This window comes from Chryseobacterium sp. FW101-FHT12H09, from assembly GCF_058790395.1.
Genome location: NZ_JBYTCP010000003.1, coordinates 22,445 through 39,793 on the forward strand (window position 1 = coordinate 22,445; position 17,349 = coordinate 39,793).

19 protein-coding genes are annotated in these 17,349 nt (G+C 35.6%); 11 read left to right on the top strand and 8 right to left on the bottom strand.

Annotated elements, in window-relative coordinates; translation table 11 throughout:
* The first annotated feature begins 4 nt into the window (after positions 1-4).
* Positions 5-3,058, top strand: coding sequence for a DNA polymerase III subunit alpha (locus AC3WRL_RS10775; protein ID WP_492330264.1), 3,054 nt, complete (start codon positions 5-7; stop codon positions 3,056-3,058).
* A 10-nt stretch (positions 3,059-3,068) separates the two neighbouring features.
* Here AC3WRL_RS10775 and AC3WRL_RS10780 read toward each other — a convergent pair whose 3' ends face one another.
* A complete protein-coding gene (locus AC3WRL_RS10780; RefSeq protein WP_492330265.1) occupies positions 3,069-3,890 on the bottom strand; it encodes a hypothetical protein in 822 nt (273 codons plus the stop codon).
* Positions 3,891-4,218: 328 nt separating this feature from the next.
* On the opposite strand from AC3WRL_RS10780, the gene AC3WRL_RS10785 reads away from it, so the two are divergent.
* Positions 4,219-4,878: a phosphatase PAP2 family protein gene (locus AC3WRL_RS10785; protein ID WP_214824816.1), complete on the top strand. Its 660-nt coding sequence runs from the start codon at positions 4,219-4,221 to the stop codon at positions 4,876-4,878.
* A gap of 41 nt (positions 4,879-4,919) precedes the next feature.
* On the opposite strand, the gene AC3WRL_RS10790 is transcribed toward AC3WRL_RS10785, so the two are convergent.
* The gene (locus tag AC3WRL_RS10790; RefSeq protein WP_214824814.1) at positions 4,920-6,062 is read right to left on the bottom strand and encodes a serine hydrolase domain-containing protein; all 1,143 of its coding nucleotides are present in this window, start codon (positions 6,060-6,062) and stop codon (positions 4,920-4,922) included.
* A 271-nt stretch (positions 6,063-6,333) separates the two neighbouring features.
* Positions 6,334-6,726 carry a VOC family protein gene (locus AC3WRL_RS10795; protein WP_214824812.1) on the bottom strand — a complete coding sequence of 131 codons (393 nt, stop codon included), beginning with the start codon at positions 6,724-6,726 and terminating at the stop codon, positions 6,334-6,336.
* Between the two features lie 93 nt (positions 6,727-6,819).
* On the opposite strand from AC3WRL_RS10795, the gene AC3WRL_RS10800 reads away from it, so the two are divergent.
* From AC3WRL_RS10800 to AC3WRL_RS10810, 3 genes are read left to right on the top strand one after another with little or no spacing between them, the layout of a single operon-like run.
* Complete coding sequence (locus tag AC3WRL_RS10800) at positions 6,820-8,004, top strand: MFS transporter (protein WP_214824811.1); 1,185 nt, start codon at positions 6,820-6,822, stop codon at positions 8,002-8,004.
* Positions 7,998-8,747 carry a DeoR/GlpR family DNA-binding transcription regulator gene (locus tag AC3WRL_RS10805; protein ID WP_214824810.1) on the top strand — a complete coding sequence of 250 codons (750 nt, stop codon included), beginning with the start codon at positions 7,998-8,000 and terminating at the stop codon, positions 8,745-8,747. The genes AC3WRL_RS10800 and AC3WRL_RS10805 overlap by 7 nt, the downstream gene beginning before the upstream one ends.
* A 1-nt stretch (position 8,748) precedes the next feature.
* Positions 8,749-9,288 (top strand): hypothetical protein, encoded by a 540-nt coding sequence (locus tag AC3WRL_RS10810; RefSeq protein ID WP_214824809.1) that lies wholly within the window; start codon positions 8,749-8,751, stop codon positions 9,286-9,288.
* A 25-nt stretch (positions 9,289-9,313) separates the two neighbouring features.
* Here AC3WRL_RS10810 and AC3WRL_RS10815 read toward each other — a convergent pair whose 3' ends face one another.
* From AC3WRL_RS10815 to AC3WRL_RS10830, 4 genes are all read right to left on the bottom strand, one after another.
* Positions 9,314-9,988 (bottom strand): succinate dehydrogenase cytochrome b subunit, encoded by a 675-nt coding sequence (locus AC3WRL_RS10815; RefSeq protein WP_214824808.1) that lies wholly within the window; start codon positions 9,986-9,988, stop codon positions 9,314-9,316.
* A gap of 32 nt (positions 9,989-10,020) precedes the next feature.
* Positions 10,021-10,443, bottom strand: coding sequence for a cupin domain-containing protein (locus tag AC3WRL_RS10820; RefSeq protein ID WP_214824807.1), 423 nt, complete (start codon positions 10,441-10,443; stop codon positions 10,021-10,023).
* Positions 10,444-10,638: 195 nt separating this feature from the next.
* Positions 10,639-10,926, bottom strand: a complete 288-nt coding sequence (locus AC3WRL_RS10825) for a 7(1) septoil knot domain-containing protein (protein WP_214824805.1) — start codon at positions 10,924-10,926, stop codon at positions 10,639-10,641.
* A 112-nt stretch (positions 10,927-11,038) separates the two neighbouring features.
* Positions 11,039-11,887, bottom strand: coding sequence for a helix-turn-helix domain-containing protein (locus AC3WRL_RS10830; protein ID WP_214824803.1), 849 nt, complete (start codon positions 11,885-11,887; stop codon positions 11,039-11,041).
* A gap of 87 nt (positions 11,888-11,974) precedes the next feature.
* Between AC3WRL_RS10830 and AC3WRL_RS10835 the strand changes: the two genes are divergently transcribed.
* Positions 11,975-13,174 (top strand): MFS transporter, encoded by a 1,200-nt coding sequence (locus tag AC3WRL_RS10835; RefSeq protein ID WP_492330266.1) that lies wholly within the window; start codon positions 11,975-11,977, stop codon positions 13,172-13,174.
* A gap of 102 nt (positions 13,175-13,276) precedes the next feature.
* Here the strand turns inward: AC3WRL_RS10835 and AC3WRL_RS10840 are convergent, their stop codons facing one another.
* A complete protein-coding gene (locus AC3WRL_RS10840) occupies positions 13,277-13,546 on the bottom strand; it encodes a hypothetical protein (RefSeq protein ID WP_214824796.1) in 270 nt (89 codons plus the stop codon).
* A 135-nt stretch (positions 13,547-13,681) separates the two neighbouring features.
* On the opposite strand from AC3WRL_RS10840, the gene AC3WRL_RS10845 reads away from it, so the two are divergent.
* The 5 genes from AC3WRL_RS10845 (at position 13,682) to AC3WRL_RS10865 (ending at position 17,347) form a co-directional block, all read left to right on the top strand.
* On the top strand, positions 13,682-14,515 hold the full coding sequence (locus AC3WRL_RS10845; RefSeq protein WP_492330267.1) for a helix-turn-helix domain-containing protein: 834 nt from the start codon (positions 13,682-13,684) through the stop codon (positions 14,513-14,515).
* 52 nt (positions 14,516-14,567) lie between these two features.
* The gene (locus AC3WRL_RS10850; RefSeq protein WP_492330268.1) at positions 14,568-15,704 is read left to right on the top strand and encodes an FAD-dependent oxidoreductase; all 1,137 of its coding nucleotides are present in this window, start codon (positions 14,568-14,570) and stop codon (positions 15,702-15,704) included.
* Between the two features lie 138 nt (positions 15,705-15,842).
* Positions 15,843-16,169, top strand: coding sequence for an ArsR/SmtB family transcription factor (locus AC3WRL_RS10855; RefSeq protein ID WP_214824787.1), 327 nt, complete (start codon positions 15,843-15,845; stop codon positions 16,167-16,169).
* A gap of 60 nt (positions 16,170-16,229) precedes the next feature.
* Complete coding sequence (locus AC3WRL_RS10860) at positions 16,230-16,700, top strand: DUF6428 family protein (RefSeq protein ID WP_214824784.1); 471 nt, start codon at positions 16,230-16,232, stop codon at positions 16,698-16,700.
* Between the two features lie 29 nt (positions 16,701-16,729).
* On the top strand, positions 16,730-17,347 hold the full coding sequence (locus AC3WRL_RS10865) for a low molecular weight phosphatase family protein (RefSeq protein WP_214824781.1): 618 nt from the start codon (positions 16,730-16,732) through the stop codon (positions 17,345-17,347).
* Positions 17,348-17,349: the final 2 nt, after the last annotated feature.

The window sequence follows — 17,349 nt, forward strand, 5'->3', positions numbered from 1 at the left end:
CGCTATGTTTCTCAATTGTCATTCTTTTCACAGCCTTCGTTATGGCACATTATCCGTAAAGGAATTAGTAAAACAGGCTTATGAGCTGGGAGTTAAGGAACTGGTTTTAACGGATATCAATACCATCACCGGGATTTACGAGTTTAAAACCCTATGTGATGATTGTGGTATAAAACCCATTACCGGAGTTGAAATAAGGAAAGAAGGCAGACTTCTTTATGTTGCGATTGCAAAGGAATTCAGTGGTATTGGGGAAATCAACCGGATCATTACAGACTATAACTGTGAGGAGAAAAATTTAACGGCAACTGCTCCCGAATTTGCCAATGTATTTGTTATTTATCCGAAAGAAAATATTCCCGAAGTATTAAAAGAAAATGAATTCATAGGTCTCCGGGAAGAAGAATTAACGCTTCTTATACGCCCTGAATATCAAAGTCTCACCCATAAAATGGTGATTCTCCATCCGATAACATTTGCCACCAAGAAAGATTATAATTTACACCGAATTCTCAGAGCTATAGATAACAATACACTTCTCACTAAACTAACTGAAAACGAAACTTGCCATAAAACGGAATATTTTAAGCAGGAACAAAGTCTCAGAGATTCTTTCCAGCAATATCCTGACATTATTAAAAATACACAGCATATCCTGAATGCCTGTCATTTTGAGTTTGACTATAAAAAAGTTAAAAACAAACTGCATTACACCCGGTCTAAAGAAGGAGATCTTAAAATGCTGACCCGACTGGCGTATTTAGGGTTAAAAAAACGCTATGGCTTGGATCATGAAATAGCCACAGCAAGGGTTGAAAAAGAACTTAAAGTCATTGATGAGCTCAATTTTAGTTCTTATTTTCTGATCGTCTGGGATATTATAAGATACAGCAACAGAATGGGTTTTATGCATGTAGGACGGGGAAGTGGTGCCAATAGTATCGTCAGCTTTTGTTTGGAAATTACGGATATCTGCCCTTTGGAACTTGATCTTTATTTTGAACGATTTCTCAATCTAAACCGAAAGACCCCACCTGATTTTGATATCGACTGGAGCTGGCAGGAAAGAGATACCATTTTGCAATATATCTTTGACCGGTACGGAAAAGAACATGTCGCCTTCTGCGGAACCAATGTTGAATTTAAATACAAATCGATATTACGGGAAGTTGGAAAGGTCTTTGGCCTACCGAAAGAAGAGCTGGATGAGCTGACCAGTCAACGGATAGAATTTCATGATATAAACCCAGTGGTGAAGCTTGTTCATAAATATGGTAAGCTATTGGAAAAGTTTCCGAATCAAAGAAGCATGCATGCCTGTGGAATTCTGATTTCAGAAGAACCTATTACCCATTTTACAGCCCTTGAAATGCCCCCAAAAGGATTTCCCATTGTTCAGTTCGATATGAATGTGGCTGAAGATATCAGTTTTGAAAAGTTCGACATTCTTTCCCAAAGAGGCTTAGGAACGATTAATGATACCGTTAAACTGATCAAAAAAACCCGGAATATCGAAATAGATATTAGGGACACTTCCATTTCTAAAGATGAAGAAGTATGCAATGAATATTTGGCACAAGGCAAAACAATAGGTTGTTTTTATATTGAAAGTCCTGCCATGCGCGGACTTTTGCGACGACTAAAATGCGACAATTATAAAATTTTAGTGGCTGCCTCCTCGATTATCAGACCTGGTGTCGCCCAAAGCGGAATGATGCGCGAATATATCTTTCGGCATAATCATCCCGATCAGTTCGAATATTTTCACTCTGTATTTGAGGAACATCTGAAAGAAACCTATGGAATTATGGTCTATCAGGAAGATGTAATCAAAATTTCCCAGTATTTTGGAGGATTAACATTAGCAGACGGAGATATTCTCCGAAGAGCGATGAGTGGAAAAGGCCGTTCCATTGAAAAGCTTCAGGAAGTAAAAGCTAATTTTTTCAAATCCTGTAAAGACAAAGGGCATTCGTTACAGCTGACTGCTGAAGCATACCGCCAGATCGAGTCCTTTGCCGGATATTCTTTCTGTAAGGCACATTCGGCTTCCTATGCCGTAGAAAGTTATCAGAGTTTATATCTAAAAGTATACTACCCGTTAGAGTTCATGGTTTCTGTGATCAATAATATGGGTGGGTTCTACCGTACTGAGGTTTATATTCATGAAACCAAAATGTCCGGTGGGATTGTCTGCAATCCTTGTGTAAATACCAGTGAATTTCAAACCACCTTGCACGGAAAAGAGATCTATCTGGGTTTTATGCATTTGCAGGGACTTGAAACGAGAATTGCCCATTTTATCATTGAAGAAAGAATCAGAAATGGGGATTACAAATCCTTAGAAGATTTTATCCGCAGAGTCCCCATCGGACTCGAAACCGCGCAGATCCTCATTTTCATCGGAGCTTTCAGATTTACAGGAAAACAAAAAAATGAATTACTGGTAGAAATCAGAATGCTTCTCGTGAATTTCAAACCAGAAAACAGGGGTTTGATGTTAATTGAAGAACCCGTTAAGGAATACAAGCTTCCCCAGTTGAAAAGGGAAACTTTTGAAGATGCTTTTGATGAAATTGAAATTCTGGGATTTACCGTATCATGCGGCCCTTTTGATTTATTGAAGACCCAATACAGGGGTTCCGTTTTTGTAAAAGACCTGCTACAGTACCATAAGAAACAAGTGAAGATGATGGCTTATCTGATCTCCAGAAAACATGTTCCGACCAAGAAAGGAACTATGTATTTTGGAACCTGGATCGATGTAAACGGGGATTATTTTGATACCGCTCATTTTCCGGACAGCCTTGAAAACTATTCATTTCAGGGTGGCGGATGTTATTTGCTTTTAGGAATTGTAGAAGTCGATTTTCATTTTCCTACCATTACAGTCACTAAAATGGCTAAGATGCCATTTATTCCCGATCCAAGATATGCCTATGATAAAGAAATGCAATATGATATTCATAAGCAAATTAAAGAAGATGTAAGTATGACCAACCGACCTCCTTACCCACAGGCTCATGAAATCGGATTACCCAGAAACAAGTTTAAATAATATGTAAAACTTATTTCTTTTTATAAGGCAGGTTCCAGATCAGATCAGCAGCCAGATAATGAACTCCGCCTTTATGAATGCTGTGACTCCCTCTGATCAGATCATCCATATAACCGATATCTACTGTAAAAGGAGAATTTGGAATATTAAACATATAATAGGCAGCAATACGCATTTCCCGGTATCCAAAAGGAGTCCATTCCGACTCCGGTTCATTAAGATGACTCACAGAAAACAGCCCTTCTACACTGAGCATGAGTTTCTGATGATTCTCTGATGGCAGACTATAGGTGATCTGGCTTTTGATACGGGTTCTTAATTGGAAGTTTTCTTCCACATTGTGAAAATCGGGATCAAAAAACTTTCTGAATTCCTGTCGGATCGTATTTTTCAGTTTCCATCTTTCTCCAAATTTAAAGGTATAGGCATATCTTCCGTAAATCCTGAATTCCTGTTCTGTGCCTTCTTTTTCATAAGGTGAAACCTCATCATATTGAGGTTGTCGACGATAGCTTATCGCATAGCTATACTGTTGATGGGGAGCAAAAGAATGATACACTTCGTGATTCAACACAAAAATGGCTTGCTTTGAGAATAAATTATCCTGATCGGGCTGACTCTTACGTCCTATGGCAATATAGCTTAAAGCCTGTTTCGTTCCTAAAGAATCCAGCTGGCGTCTAACACCAAATGCACCCCAAAATGCAGTATTGGCCTCACCTAAACCGGGTGGACTGATCTGGGCCTGTAAAAGAAGACCGGCAAACAAAAATAAGGCTCCGGTAATTTTTTTTAATCTAAACGGTCGTACAACACATAAAACATTCTCCATCGTCACAAATTTAAAGGCTTTTTAATCCTACTTATTATTTAAATATCTTTTAAAGTGTCGAAAATCGGGACAAATTCTGGAAGAATTCTGGAAAAGGGTCTATCCATTTACTATATAACAAATTTTAGCAATTTGTGGCCGGAGTATCTGAACTCCGGCTTTTTTATGTTTATTTATTTTATGGATAATTCTATCCCCAAAACCTTGCATTAGCACACATTTTGTTATCAAAGATGCTTAGCGTTGCAATGAGATTGATTTGACTTCTAGAAAATTCAAGATTAATTTGAAATTCGAATGCTATCTTGTCATGATTAATTTTTAAAATATGAAATTCATAACCTACCTGGAGGCTAATAAAAGGCTCTTATTCTATTCAACACTGATAAGTTTAGTGGTTATATTTATTATGTTGAGCCTCTTTGTTACCTTCATTTCCCCTGAATATTTAGATCTTCATATTTCTCAAGAGATCCAGGAAAATCAAACCCAGAATCTTAATACATTAATGATAGGTGTCAGTTGGTTGGGAAGAACACCAGTATCCGTCGTGATGGTTTTTCTCACTTCTTTACTATTGGTCTTATTACAGTATAAAAAAGAAGCGATTCTCGTTCTATCGACATTACTATCAGGGATCGTTGGATTAATCCTGAAAATACTCATCAACAGACCCCGTCCTTCTCAGGATCTGATTGTTCTCTTAGAAAAGACCCAGTATCAGAGTTTTCCAAGTGGACATGTCTTATTCTATACCACTTTTTTCGGAGCACTAATTCTTATTTTCCTTCATATGAAGAAAATAAGATATACAATAAGAATACTTCTTATAACCCTTTGTCTCCTGATGATATTCTTTGGAGCTTTTTCCCGTATTTATCTGGGAGCACATTGGTTTACCGATGTTGTAGGGGGATTTATTGTCGGAATTCTATGCTTATTTGCTCTGGGATCTGTTTATGTTAAAAATATGAAAACAGTCCCATAACAGGACTGTTTTATTTTGAATTGATATTCTAAACTTCTTTATTAAAACAACAAATTGAAGGTATCTTTTGCATTCAATAAGGCGACCACCTTTGGTGACCAGGTATTAAGAAGGATGCAGACCGTTACTTTTTGTTTTGGGAAATAATAGGATTTACCACCAAATCCAAATACATGCCCGTCATGTCCTAAAGCCACTCCCTGATTTGTATCCAGTTTCATCAGCCCCAATCCATACTGTTTATTATATTTCAGATCCGGTTCCAGTCGTGCTGGATCATTATCTACAAAGGTTTGCAGTTGCTGCATAGAGGTAGGTGAGAGGATCTTCCCTGTTAATAAACTTTCTACAAATAGGGTAATATCTGAAGCCGTTGATATCATTCCACCATCTATCGCCCCTTCACCACCGATACCATTATTATCTATGTGAGTTACGTCAGTCAGAGGATCACTGATCGTTTCAGCATAATAGGATCGGGTAAGTTTATCCGGCAGTAGGGTACTCGCAGTTGTATTTTTCAGCCCAAGTGGTGTGATCACTTTCTCATTGATTACCTGATAAGATGGTTTCCCAGTTACTTTTTTAATGATAAGAGAAAGTAAGAGATAATTGGAATTGCTGTAATATCCTTTTCCAACAGGATCATCAGCCGGTTTGTCATAAATAAGTTGCAGTGTCTGCTCTGCAGAATAATTAACGATACTTCCATCAAAAACACCTGGAGCAATATCCGGTAAATAGTTATGGATTCCCGCTCTGTGATTAAGACATTGCTCGATCGTTACCTCATTGGCATTGGCGATACGATCTGTAATACTGTGGGGAAGGTATTGGTTAATTTTATCTTTAATATTCAACAAACCCTCTTCCTGTAATTTTAAAATAGTTGTAGCTGCAAACATTTTGGTCATACTCCCGATACGAAGCCTGTTATCCGTGGACATTTTGATATTCTTTTCTCTGTCGGCCAATCCACCGGAACCAGTCCAGGTACCTTCAGGAGAAATTACCGCTACATTCACTCCCACAGCTCCGGCTGCCATAAACTGATCAACAATACGCTGATACTTTTGAACATTTGGATTACTCCCAGGAGGCAGATCAGTGGACCTGTCTTCTTCACAAGAGTTCACTGCAATAAAAACAGCAGTCAATGCTGTTAGAAACCATAGTTTTTTCATAGAAAACTTTTTTTTAGTTAGTATTAATTAAACTGAAACAGAGTAAAATTTTCGCTCTATGGTATTTTTTTAAAATTAATTATTGAATGGAAGGAAAGAATACTGCACTTATTATATCTCTAATTTGTGATGTTTTTTCAAAAATAGAGCATTATCTAAACAGAACTAAACAAATTTTTATTAAATATTTCATAATTTTCTGTTCTAAAATTTTAACTAAAAAAGAATCTTTCCACATAATATCACAGTCAATTATCCATTTTCGTTACGATCATTCAGTGATCTCAATCCAATTACCTTCGGGATCTTTTACAATACTTTCATAATAACCATCACCCGTGGTTCTTGGTTCTCCAATAACAGTATATCCGTCATCCTGTAATTTCTTTGTCAGACTATCCACTTTTTCTTTATTTCCTACAGATATAGCCAGATGAGCATATCCCATTAGCATTCCTCTTGTCCCATCATTCTCGGTAATATCCGGACGTTCCATGAGCTCCAGTCTTGCAGAAGGATTGTTTTTAAATGATAAGAAATAGGAAGCAAATCTTTTAGTTTGATTTTCATATTTCTCATTGCTTTCCATTTCAAAATAATTCAAATAGAACTTTCGCATCAGTTCTATATGGTTACACCATAAGGCAAAGTGATCAAATTTCATTTTTTCTATATTTAAGTTTTCAAATATTATCTCTAAATATTTTGCAAACTTATGCAAATTTGCATAAGTTTGCAAAATAAAATAATCAGATTAATGAAACTTAAAACAATAGCGAAAGCAAAAACCGCCACTCAATTGATATTTCTAGTCTGTGGATTGGGAATTTCGAGTTGGGCTCCTATGGTTCCCCTGGCAAAAGACAGACTTGGATTAAATGAAGCAGATTTGGGATTGTTACTTCTTTTATTGGGTGGTGGAGCATTGCTAATGATGCCTTTATCAGGAATGATGATTAATAAGATAGGCAGTCGAAAAGTTATTGCTGTAAGTGTTTTATTCAGTGCTATAATATTACCATGGCTATTGGTCATATCTGATGTTTATGTAATGGGAACCGTTTTATTCGCATTCGGATGCAGTATAGGAACGATTGATGTTGCTATGAATGCTCATGGTGTGCAGGTACAGAATGAATATGGAAAACCTATTATGTCTTCTTTGCATGGGCTTTTCAGTGTTGGTGGACTTTTCGGATCTCTAGGCTTAGGTTTCTTAATGAAATTAGGGTTGAATCCTATTTATGCGGCAATAAGTATATCCATATTACTTATCTTTCTTCTGGTAATTCAATTCCGATATCTTTTTGATTATGAAACAGAAAGGGAAATTATTCTTAAATTTTCTCACGTTGATGTGGAAAGTCAAACTACAAGCCGTTTTCAGTGGCTCGATTCAAAAGTTTTGGTATTAGGACTGATGTGTTTTATCGTTTTCCTATCAGAAGGAGCTATGCTGGATTGGAGTGCTGTATTTTTAAGAGATGATAAAGGCGTTGAGCATGAATTTTCAGGAATTGGTTATGCTGCCTTTTCTGTAGCCATGGCTGTCATGAGGTTATCCGGAGATTCTCTTGTCAGTAAACTAAACAGCAGAGTGGTGGTGATAGGAGGAAGTATAGTAGCTTCATTAGGAGTTACACTTTTAACTTTCAGTCCCTGGATACCATTATCACTTGTTGGATTTATATTGCTTGGAATGGGAGCCGCGAACATCGTTCCTGTATTTTTCAGTGAAGGCGGAAGAATTTCCGGGATCTCTTCAACGGTTGCTATTCCTGCTATTACTACAATAGGATATGCCGGATCGCTGGCTGGTCCTGCTTTATTGGGTTTTATTGCGCATCATTTTTCTTTGACGGTTGCATTCGAAATCATAGCTTTGCTGTTTGTTCTGGTCGCTATCATCTATAAATTCAGAAATAATCCATCATCATGTTAAAAGAAGAGCGTTTTCAGGTCATATTGACTCAATTAAAGAAAAAAAATAAAGTTAAGTTTGAAGATTTAGCTGAAGACCTTAACGTCTCTGAAGATACCATAAGAAGAGATATAGAGCAGCTTCACCGGAATGGACTTTTATCCAAAGTTCGTGGTGGTGCCATATCAAGAGAAAAAGATCCGCTTTCATTTCATGACAGACAATCTTTTCTAGCTGATGAGAAAAATGTTATTGCTTTAAAAGCACAGCAATTTATCAAAGATGGTATGACCATATTTTTGGACGGCGGAACTACCACCTGTGCGGTTGCCAATTATATGCCTGCTGATATCAATATCCGGATCATTACTAACAATACCTCACTTATTCCCATATTGAGTAAGTTTAAAAAAGTAGAGCTGATCTTTTTGGGTGGAGTATATGATGATGATTTGGCAGTGACCACAGGAAACACCACCTGTAATGAAGCCTCTAAGTTTATTGCAGACCTCTTTATCATGGGAACCTGTGCTGTGGACGCAAATTTTGGGGCTTCAGCCACCTCCATTAGCGATGTAGAAACGAAAAGAACCATGATCAGGTCTTCAAAAAAAACAATTGCACTGGCCAACCAAAGTAAACTACGACGTACGGAACCTCTTAAGATTTGTGATATTACAGATCTTGATGTTTTAATTACGGATTTGCCTGCTGATCATGATGAGCTGGAATCCTTTAGAAGTTTGAATGTTCAGATTATATAATATGAAAACTTTAGTCATCATATTATTATTAATATTCAATATCACAAAAGGACAATGTGATTATACATTGTATGAAAAAGGAATTATTTATATAAACAAAGATTTTATTGATAATGGTATTCAAAAGTATTATAATGATATTCTTTCTTCAGATGCATATGGAATATCAATATATGAAAAGACTTATCCCATTTACAAAACTGATAATTACAGAAACTGGTTAAATATTGATAAGACAATTGCTGATAATAAGAAAGATAAGTGTCTAATTAAATTGAATAAACTTTATTGGAAAAAAGATTGGAAAACCTCAAAGTATTATAAAAATTCTAAAGTTTTTAGTAAAGAAAAATTTAAAGGACCATCGCATATAGCTATTTTCACAACATTAAGAAATGATTCGTTAAGAATTGACATAATATCTAACTCTAAAAAAGGTATAAAGTACTGTGGAAGCGTAAATAAGTATTTATTAATTTTTGATAAAAATAAAAGTATAATAGACGTGAAGAAATGGAAAAGCCACTATGAGTGTTTGTGATTTTATGGATTATTGTATTTTCCACTTATTTTATCCATCCAACATAAATTGATATGGGCATCATGGCTAGTGTTAATGGTATTATTATAGCAAAAGCATATCCAAAATTCAGAATCAGGGAATTGAATTTGTTGGGGTTGCCTCCAAGGGAACGGAATGCACTTTGGAAACCATGTGCCAAATGCCAGGCAAGAGAGGAACATCCGATAAGGTATATAACCACTTCAACAGGATTCGTGAATTTTTCAATCATCATTTTATACAAGGGCAATTCTTCTCCGAATTGAAACTGATGAATTCGATTGGGAATCCAGAAATTTCGGGTATGAATAACCAGGAACAGCAAGAGTAATGTCCCTAATAAAGTCATACTTTTACTGTACCATGTAACCCCGGAGATATTTTTATTAACGGCATAGCCCACAGGTCGGGCTTTTTTATTTTTATACCAAAGCATATATCCCTGAACAATATGAATAATAAATCCAATAATTAGAAAAACCTCTATGGTTCTGATTATTGGATTGGTAGCCATAAAATGGGCTCCTATGCCAAATATTTCTCCATTATCATTATAAAAAATCAGTGCATTAATCGAGGCATGTACAATAAGAAAGCTGATTAAAAATAAACCACTTAATGCCATTACAATCTTCCTTCCTATAGAAGTTTTAATCAATGTATTTTTTCGATAACTCATAACTTTATTAGATAAATGTGGATGTAAGGATATTATTTTTTTTCAGGGATTAAAAATGGTTTCCCTTTGTCACCAACAAAAAAAGCAAGGAGTTTAGCTGGCTTATTTTTGCTCATATTCCTTGTTCCCGAATGCAATCCTTCCGGCTTTTCATAGAAAGCATCACCCGTTTTATAATGATAAACCTTACCATCGAAGGTTGATTCCAACTCACCCTCCAGAACATAGCCAAAAGTAGGTATAGGATGCCGGTGTGGTGCAGAAACTTCACCCGGAGCAAAATTAACAATAACCATTTTTACTTCCTGTTCTTTAAGGCCTGAGGTTTCGATAAATTGTTTAAAGATAACGCGTGGGGGTATTGCTGCTTCAGTTGAATTCCCGGAATGTTGTGCCTTTGCAGTCATGACAAAAGTAAGGCAAAAGGCAACAGAGATAATTGCTGATTTTTTCATTTTGTACTTTAATTTTCCTTGATTATTATTAAAGCAAAACTGGAAATAAAAAAACTATATTTTCTTAAACTGGTTTAAGAAATGCAGGTCTCAGGATAACAGCATTATAAAAAGATCTTTTTGTTAATAAAGAAAACCACTGCAATGCAGTGGTTTTCTTTTATAAAATGTAATTTCTATTAATCTGTAAATTGATCAGTTTTTTAATTTACCTTTCAGTGGGTGCTCACTTTGCCAGCGGGCACTTGCATCATTGCTCACGTAATGGATTGATAAATCAGAAGCTGCTTTAGAGTTTGAAAAACAAATCGAGCGATCAGAACTGTTCTCAAAATTTTCAAAGTACCAGAAAGCTTCATTTTCCAAAGCTTTCAACTTAGAATTCGTTTTATAAACCAGTAGATCTGCTGAGCTTTCAACATCAGTTTCATATACTATCAGATCACTTTTAGATTGAAAATTTTTAATATTAATACTTGGCATGTGTTCAGTGTTTTGGTGTTATTATAAGCAATATTTGATTTAATTAAATATTACTGGTCTAAAGATACTGAATTATAATTTAATGAATTACAATCTTTTATAACCTCTGTAATTAAACCATTTCTTTAACTGTCTGTTTGGATTTTCTAAATTCAGTTAAGCTTATTTTATGACGCTTTTTAAAGAATTTATTTAAATGACTTTCATCGGCAAAACCAAACTCATTAACGATCTCATTGATCCGCATATCACTGAACATAAGTCTGTGCTCAATTAGTCTCATTTTGTAGTTATAGATATAATTCTGAATGGTTTCTCCACATTGATTTTTAAAATAACTCCCTAAATAAGTTTCTGATAAACCAAATTTCTTACTGATAACAGAAGCCTTTAACTGCTGTGGTTCGTAGATATGAGTCTGAATATGACCGATGATCGATAACATTCTCTTATCCGAATTTACTGTAGCATTCACGGGTCTCATCTTTGATATATTTCTCGCTGCAATCACAATTAATGCATTCACATAATGCAGAGTGAGATCTTCCTGATAAAGATCGTGGTGTTTCATATTATGCAAAAGAGAATCAACAATTGATTTTACCAGAAATTCATCCGGCTTATTTTTTAAAACACAACCCGACAAATGAGAGGCATGGTATAATAAACATTCGATACAATTGATACTTTTCCAATTATACTCTCTTACATAGTTTTCACTAAATTTGACAAATAAAAATTCTGATATTTCAGAAATATCAAAGTAGTGCTGATCGTTAGGGGTAAGCATGATCAGGCTTCCCTTATTATAAGTAACCTTATTATCATTTATTTCTAAAAATCCTGATCCTGAAATAACATACACCATCTGAAAAAAAGAAAACTGCAGGTTCCTTACGGGGCATTTTTCCGTTTTACAATATTCTACATCAACCAGTCGGTCTATATTTTCTTTATTCATCCCGTAAAATTACTCATTTATCATTAAAATATACTGATATATTAAAAAAAATCTGTTCAATTTTGCTAAATAATTTTAAGACTCATCATGAAACGATCGATTTATATTTTGGCCCTGGGAGCCTTTGGTATTATCACCACAGAATTTGGGGTGATTGGTATTCTTCCCAATATCAGTAGGGAATTTGATGTATCTATCGATACTGCAGGTTGGTTATTGAGTGCTTTTGCTCTTACAGTAGCCGTTTCCTCACCTTTCATAACCGCGTTTACGACTAAGATAAATCGGAAACTTTTACTGTGTATGGTACTTGGAGTATTTGTATTATCCAATCTTCTTTCCTCTATTTCCACCAATTTTACGATGTTGATGGTGGCCCGTGTTCTACCAGCTTTCCTACATCCATTATTCTGGAATATCTCAATGGCAATAGCTTTTAAACAGGGTGGTGCTAAAGCCGTTTCTATAGTTATGGCAGGTCTTAGTCTCGCTACCGTTTTAGGTGTTCCGCTCACAACTTATGCTGCAGATTTGTTCAACAATTGGCAAGCTTCTTTTTATGTGGGAAGTTTTATAAGCCTGATTGCCTTTTTGGGATTATTATTCTTTGTCCCATCAATGCCTGCCAATAAGGATAAAACATCACATAATCAGTTATATGTACTGAAAAACCCTCAACTTTGGCTTAATCTTACCTCTACCGTTCTCACTCTTGCAGCCATGTTTTCAAGTTATACTTATCTGGCTGCTTACCTTGAAAAAATTTCACATATGGATGGGGCAGAGATCAGTATCATGCTGCTTTTGTTTGGCGGAATGGGAATTGTCGGCAATTGGTTGATGGGTCTTGCTCTAAACAGAAATCTGTTATTAACGGTCAGATTATTTTTCATCTCTTTAATTTCAGTTCAGATATTGGCCTATTACTTTGGCGGAATTTTCACACCGATGGTTCTTATTATTTCTCTCTGGGGAATGATTCATACCGGAGGCTTTTTAGTTCCAAATATCAGAACTACTCAGGCAGTACCTCATAGCGCGCTCGAATTTGTCAATAGCCTTTTAACATCTTGTTACAATATCGGCATCTCTCTGGGAGCTTTTGTAGGTGGATTTATCATTGCTAAATATGGGATTCATCAAATTGTGTGGATCAGTATTGCATTGCTTGGTACTACATTAGCACTTAGTTTTATCACTTTCCCAAAAAAATCGGAGATCGAAGAAGAGGAAAGAGAAGAAGAGGAAAAAATAAAAATTTCCCAAGTAATCTGCGAACAAGCCTAGATTGGATCAATAACAAATAAATTTTTTCTTTAATTTCCATACAGTTTCATTCAATTAAATTATTTAAAATGAAACTGTATGGAGATTTTTTTATTAAAGTTTTCAACTATTTTTCTTTGGTGTAATATGAACTACATTTGAAGCTCCGGGCTCAATAACAAAACGTACACCAGCTCCTCTTTCCTGATTTCTCCCCTGAACGGCAGAACCAGTCGTCAAAGTAAGCTTCCCCTGAAAAATCGGATGTGGAATAACCAGTGATATTTCAATTTCCTCCTCGTCAAGCTGTATAATAATGGATTCTGCATCAATTTTCGTACGCGTTCCATCCTTTGATACGGCATAGGCTGTGTACTGATTATTTTCATTCATTCTTCAATAATTTTAATCGGTTAAATTAGTAAAATCTTCCTTCATTTCTCTTATTGTGTTTTGATAGTAGTCGTTTTATTTATAAATTGGTATTCGTTTTATTAAACAGATTTTTATTAATAACACCCATCTATTATGCTACCTCCCGAAATGTATCATCAAGAATTTAAGGCTCCTGAGGAATTACAGGATACCATAAAATGCTTTTGGTATAACAGGAGAGACTCTGAAGAAGCACAATCAGATTTTGAGGTAGTCCCAGACGGTTATGCAGAGATTATTTTCCATTTTGGAGGTGAATGCAGTATTTCTTATAATGGAACATTACAACCATTACCATCCCCATTTATGATAGGACTTCTGAATCAGCCTGTTATATTTCAAATGAAAAACCGTCTAGAAATCATTGCCATCAGATGTTTTCCATGGACTGTTTTTGATTTATTGGGACTGCCATCAGGTAAGGTTGAAGTCCATACATTTGAACATCCTATCGCACAGCTTAATTCCACATTAAATACATTAATTCAAAATGGCAGAGTAGATGAAGCAATAGAACACGTCAAAGAATATTTCCTTAATGCGCATAAGGCAATTGCTAAAGATAGTATGCTGTTTAAAGCTGGAATAGCTATGACTGAAGCTAAAGGCACTTTACCAGTAAGCCAGGTTGCTCAGGCTGCTCATGCTACCGTTCGGACATTGGAAAGAAAATTCAAAGAATCTTCAGGCCATACCGTTAAAGATGTATCCGGTTTAATGCGGTTTGAACAGGCACGAAATCATTTATGGCTTCATCCCGAAACTAATATTGCAGGTTTAGCCATTGATCTTGGATATACTGATCAGTCTCATTTAAGTAGAGAATTCAAACGCTACAGTGGTATCACACCTGCTGCATTTGCCAGAAAAGCAAAAAAAAGAAGACAGATGGTAAGTGATGATTTTGTCGCATTTATACAAGCCTGAGCCAAGAGCATTTCTGAAATTTGTATTGAAATTAACATACAAATTAAAAGACATGCAATATTTATTAAAAGACAAAAAAGTAGCGATCATCGGTGGTGGACCAGTTGGTTTAACAATGGCTAAGTTACTACAACAAAAAGGTGTAGATGTAACCGTTTACGAAAGAGATTATGATGCACAAACAAGAATTTGGGGTGGTACTCTCGATCTTCATAAAACTTCCGGACAGGAAGCTTTGAAAAAAGCCGGACTCTTGGAAAATTATTATTCTGAAGCAATTCCTATGGGAATCATCTTTGCTGATAAGCAAGGTAATGTGTTACACACCCGAAAATCTACACCTGAAAATCAGCATGATAATCCGGAAATAAACAGAAACCATTTAAGAAAAATATTACTTAACAGCCTAACAGCTAATACCGTAGTTTGGAACAGAAAATTGACAAATCTTGATGTGCAAAACGGAAAATGGCTATTACAATTCGAAAATCAACCCGATGCTACTGCAGATTTTGTTATCGTAGCTAATGGAGGAATGTCGAAAGTAAGAAGCTATGTAACTGATGCTAAAATCGAAGAAACCGGAAGCTTTATTATCCAGGGGGATGTACCTACACCTGAACTCAATTGTCCTGAAGCTTATCAGCTTTGTGATGGCAGCAGATTAATGACGGCAGATAATGGAAGTTTATTCGTTGCTAATCCTTATAATAATGGTGCATTGACCTATGGTTTAATTATTCAGAAACCTGAAGAATGGAACTATGGTCACCCATTAGACTTCGAGAATAAAGACTCCGTTATCGAGTTCCTTTCAAACAGACTGTCAGATTGGAGTGGGCCCTTCCAACAGGTATTTCATGCAACTTCATTTTTTGTGGGATTACCAACAAGAAAATTGCCATTGGATAAACCCTGGAAAAATGATCGCCCTCTTCCAATAACGCTTATCGGAGATGCAGCACACCTGATGCCGCCGTTTGCTGGTCAAGGTGTAAATATTGGATTGGTAGATGCCTTAACTTTATCTGAAAACCTTACCGAAGGAAAATTTGAAACTGTTGAAGAAGCCATTAAAGATTATGAAGAAAGAATGATGATTTATGCTGCAGATGCTCAACTTGAATCAGCTACGAATGAAATAGAAATGCGCGATCCCGGCTTTTCTTTTTTACAGTTTTTCGAGTAAAATATACAGTGGGCTTCAATTTTTGAAGCTCACTGATTTTATAGATAAATTGTAAAACAAAGCATTTCTGACAAAATTTTAAAAAAATATTTTTTTGTATTTCTATTTATCGTAATATTGCAATATAAAGTTAAAATCATGGGAGCAACGAAAACAGACCATTTTACAGATGAGCAAAATAAAATAGCAATTATCGCTAAGGCATTAGGGCATCCTGCCAGAGTAGCGATTATTGAATATCTGCTAAAAGTAGATACCTGTATTTGCGGAGATATTGTAAATGAACTTCCATTGGCTCAGGCTACGGTTTCGCAGCATCTAAAGGAGTTAAAAAATGCTGGTTTAATTAAAGGGAATATCGAGGGAACAGCAATTTGCTACTGCATTGATGAAAAGACTTTTGAAATCCTGAATGAATACTTTTCAAAAATAATCTCCAGGGTTACGACCCAAAAATGCTGCTAATGCATTTTTTTGAAATAATATATCGCAATATTGCAATAAACAAATAAAACAAAAAGAACAATGAAATTATCTGAAATCAAAAAAATCTTACCAACATTAAATAACGTTGAGTTTCAACTGGAAAATGGAAATTTTGTTCCTGAACACTTTCATGTTACAGAGATAGGAACAATAACAAAACATTTTATTGATTGTGGTGGAATCATTCGAAGCGAAAAAACCATCAGCTTCCAACTATGGAATGCCAACGACTTTAAACATCGCTTAAAGCCTACTAAACTTATAAACATTATCAAATTATCTGAGGAAAAATTAGATATTGAAGATCATGAAATAGAGGTAGAGTATCAAGATGTTACCATTGGAAAATATGATTTAGATTTTAATGGAAAAAATTTTATCCTTAAAAATAAAACAACAGCGTGTCTGGCTCAGGAGGCCTGTGGTATTCCCACCGAAAAGCAAAAGCTTAATTTATCCGGTCTCTCTTCTAACTCCAGTACTTGTAAACCGGAATCAGGATGCTGCTAAAATAATCTCTAATTAAAAATAAATAAACGATGTATCCACGGCTTTTACAAACTATAGAATTAGTACAAAATATTGAAATCCCAGCGGAAAGAAAAGAAATATTAAAACCACTAACAGCATTTATCCAAAGAAAACTAGGAGATAAAAAAGCAATAAATCTTAATTTTATATGCACTCATAATTCCAGAAGAAGCCATCTATCCCAAGTTTGGGCACAGATAGCCAGTGATTATTTCCATATTCCAAAAGTAGCCTGTTATTCCGGAGGGACTGAAGAAACGTCGATATTTCCTAAAGTTGTAGAAACTCTGGAAGAACAGGGACTTCAAATATTGAAGCTATCAAATAGTGCAAATTCTGTTTATTCAATTAAATATAATGAAGAATCACATCCTATTATTGGCTTTTCCAAAAGACACGACAGCCTTTTCAATCCTGTTTATGGCTTTGCAGCGATTATGACATGCTCACAGGCTGACGGTGGATGCCCTTTTATTGCTGGTGCCGACCAACGTATTCCCATTACATTTGAAGATCCTAAAGTCTCCGATAATACACCTGAACAGACGAGAATTTATCATGAAAGAAGTTTAGAAATAGGAGTTGAGATGTTTCATGTCTTTTCACAGGTAATACAAATGGATTAAAA

Bases quoted from the DNA above. Each gene is read 5' to 3' on its own strand.
- AC3WRL_RS10775 (WP_492330264.1), top strand. From the start codon at position 5: ATGTTTCTCAATTGTCATTCTTTTCACAGCCTTCGTTATGGCACATTA.
- AC3WRL_RS10780 (WP_492330265.1), bottom strand. From the start codon at position 3,890: ATGGAGAATGTTTTATGTGTTGTACGACCGTTTAGATTAAAAAAAATT.
- AC3WRL_RS10785 (WP_214824816.1), top strand. From the start codon at position 4,219: ATGAAATTCATAACCTACCTGGAGGCTAATAAAAGGCTCTTATTCTAT.
- AC3WRL_RS10790 (WP_214824814.1), bottom strand. From the start codon at position 6,062: ATGAAAAAACTATGGTTTCTAACAGCATTGACTGCTGTTTTTATTGCA.
- AC3WRL_RS10795 (WP_214824812.1), bottom strand. From the start codon at position 6,726: ATGAAATTTGATCACTTTGCCTTATGGTGTAACCATATAGAACTGATG.
- AC3WRL_RS10800 (WP_214824811.1), top strand. From the start codon at position 6,820: ATGAAACTTAAAACAATAGCGAAAGCAAAAACCGCCACTCAATTGATA.
- AC3WRL_RS10805 (WP_214824810.1), top strand. From the start codon at position 7,998: ATGTTAAAAGAAGAGCGTTTTCAGGTCATATTGACTCAATTAAAGAAA.
- AC3WRL_RS10810 (WP_214824809.1), top strand. From the start codon at position 8,749: ATGAAAACTTTAGTCATCATATTATTATTAATATTCAATATCACAAAA.
- AC3WRL_RS10815 (WP_214824808.1), bottom strand. From the start codon at position 9,988: ATGAGTTATCGAAAAAATACATTGATTAAAACTTCTATAGGAAGGAAG.
- AC3WRL_RS10820 (WP_214824807.1), bottom strand. From the start codon at position 10,443: ATGAAAAAATCAGCAATTATCTCTGTTGCCTTTTGCCTTACTTTTGTC.
- AC3WRL_RS10825 (WP_214824805.1), bottom strand. From the start codon at position 10,926: ATGCCAAGTATTAATATTAAAAATTTTCAATCTAAAAGTGATCTGATA.
- AC3WRL_RS10830 (WP_214824803.1), bottom strand. From the start codon at position 11,887: ATGAATAAAGAAAATATAGACCGACTGGTTGATGTAGAATATTGTAAA.
- AC3WRL_RS10835 (WP_492330266.1), top strand. From the start codon at position 11,975: ATGAAACGATCGATTTATATTTTGGCCCTGGGAGCCTTTGGTATTATC.
- AC3WRL_RS10840 (WP_214824796.1), bottom strand. From the start codon at position 13,546: ATGAATGAAAATAATCAGTACACAGCCTATGCCGTATCAAAGGATGGA.
- AC3WRL_RS10845 (WP_492330267.1), top strand. From the start codon at position 13,682: ATGCTACCTCCCGAAATGTATCATCAAGAATTTAAGGCTCCTGAGGAA.
- AC3WRL_RS10850 (WP_492330268.1), top strand. From the start codon at position 14,568: ATGCAATATTTATTAAAAGACAAAAAAGTAGCGATCATCGGTGGTGGA.
- AC3WRL_RS10855 (WP_214824787.1), top strand. From the start codon at position 15,843: ATGGGAGCAACGAAAACAGACCATTTTACAGATGAGCAAAATAAAATA.
- AC3WRL_RS10860 (WP_214824784.1), top strand. From the start codon at position 16,230: ATGAAATTATCTGAAATCAAAAAAATCTTACCAACATTAAATAACGTT.
- AC3WRL_RS10865 (WP_214824781.1), top strand. From the start codon at position 16,730: ATGTATCCACGGCTTTTACAAACTATAGAATTAGTACAAAATATTGAA.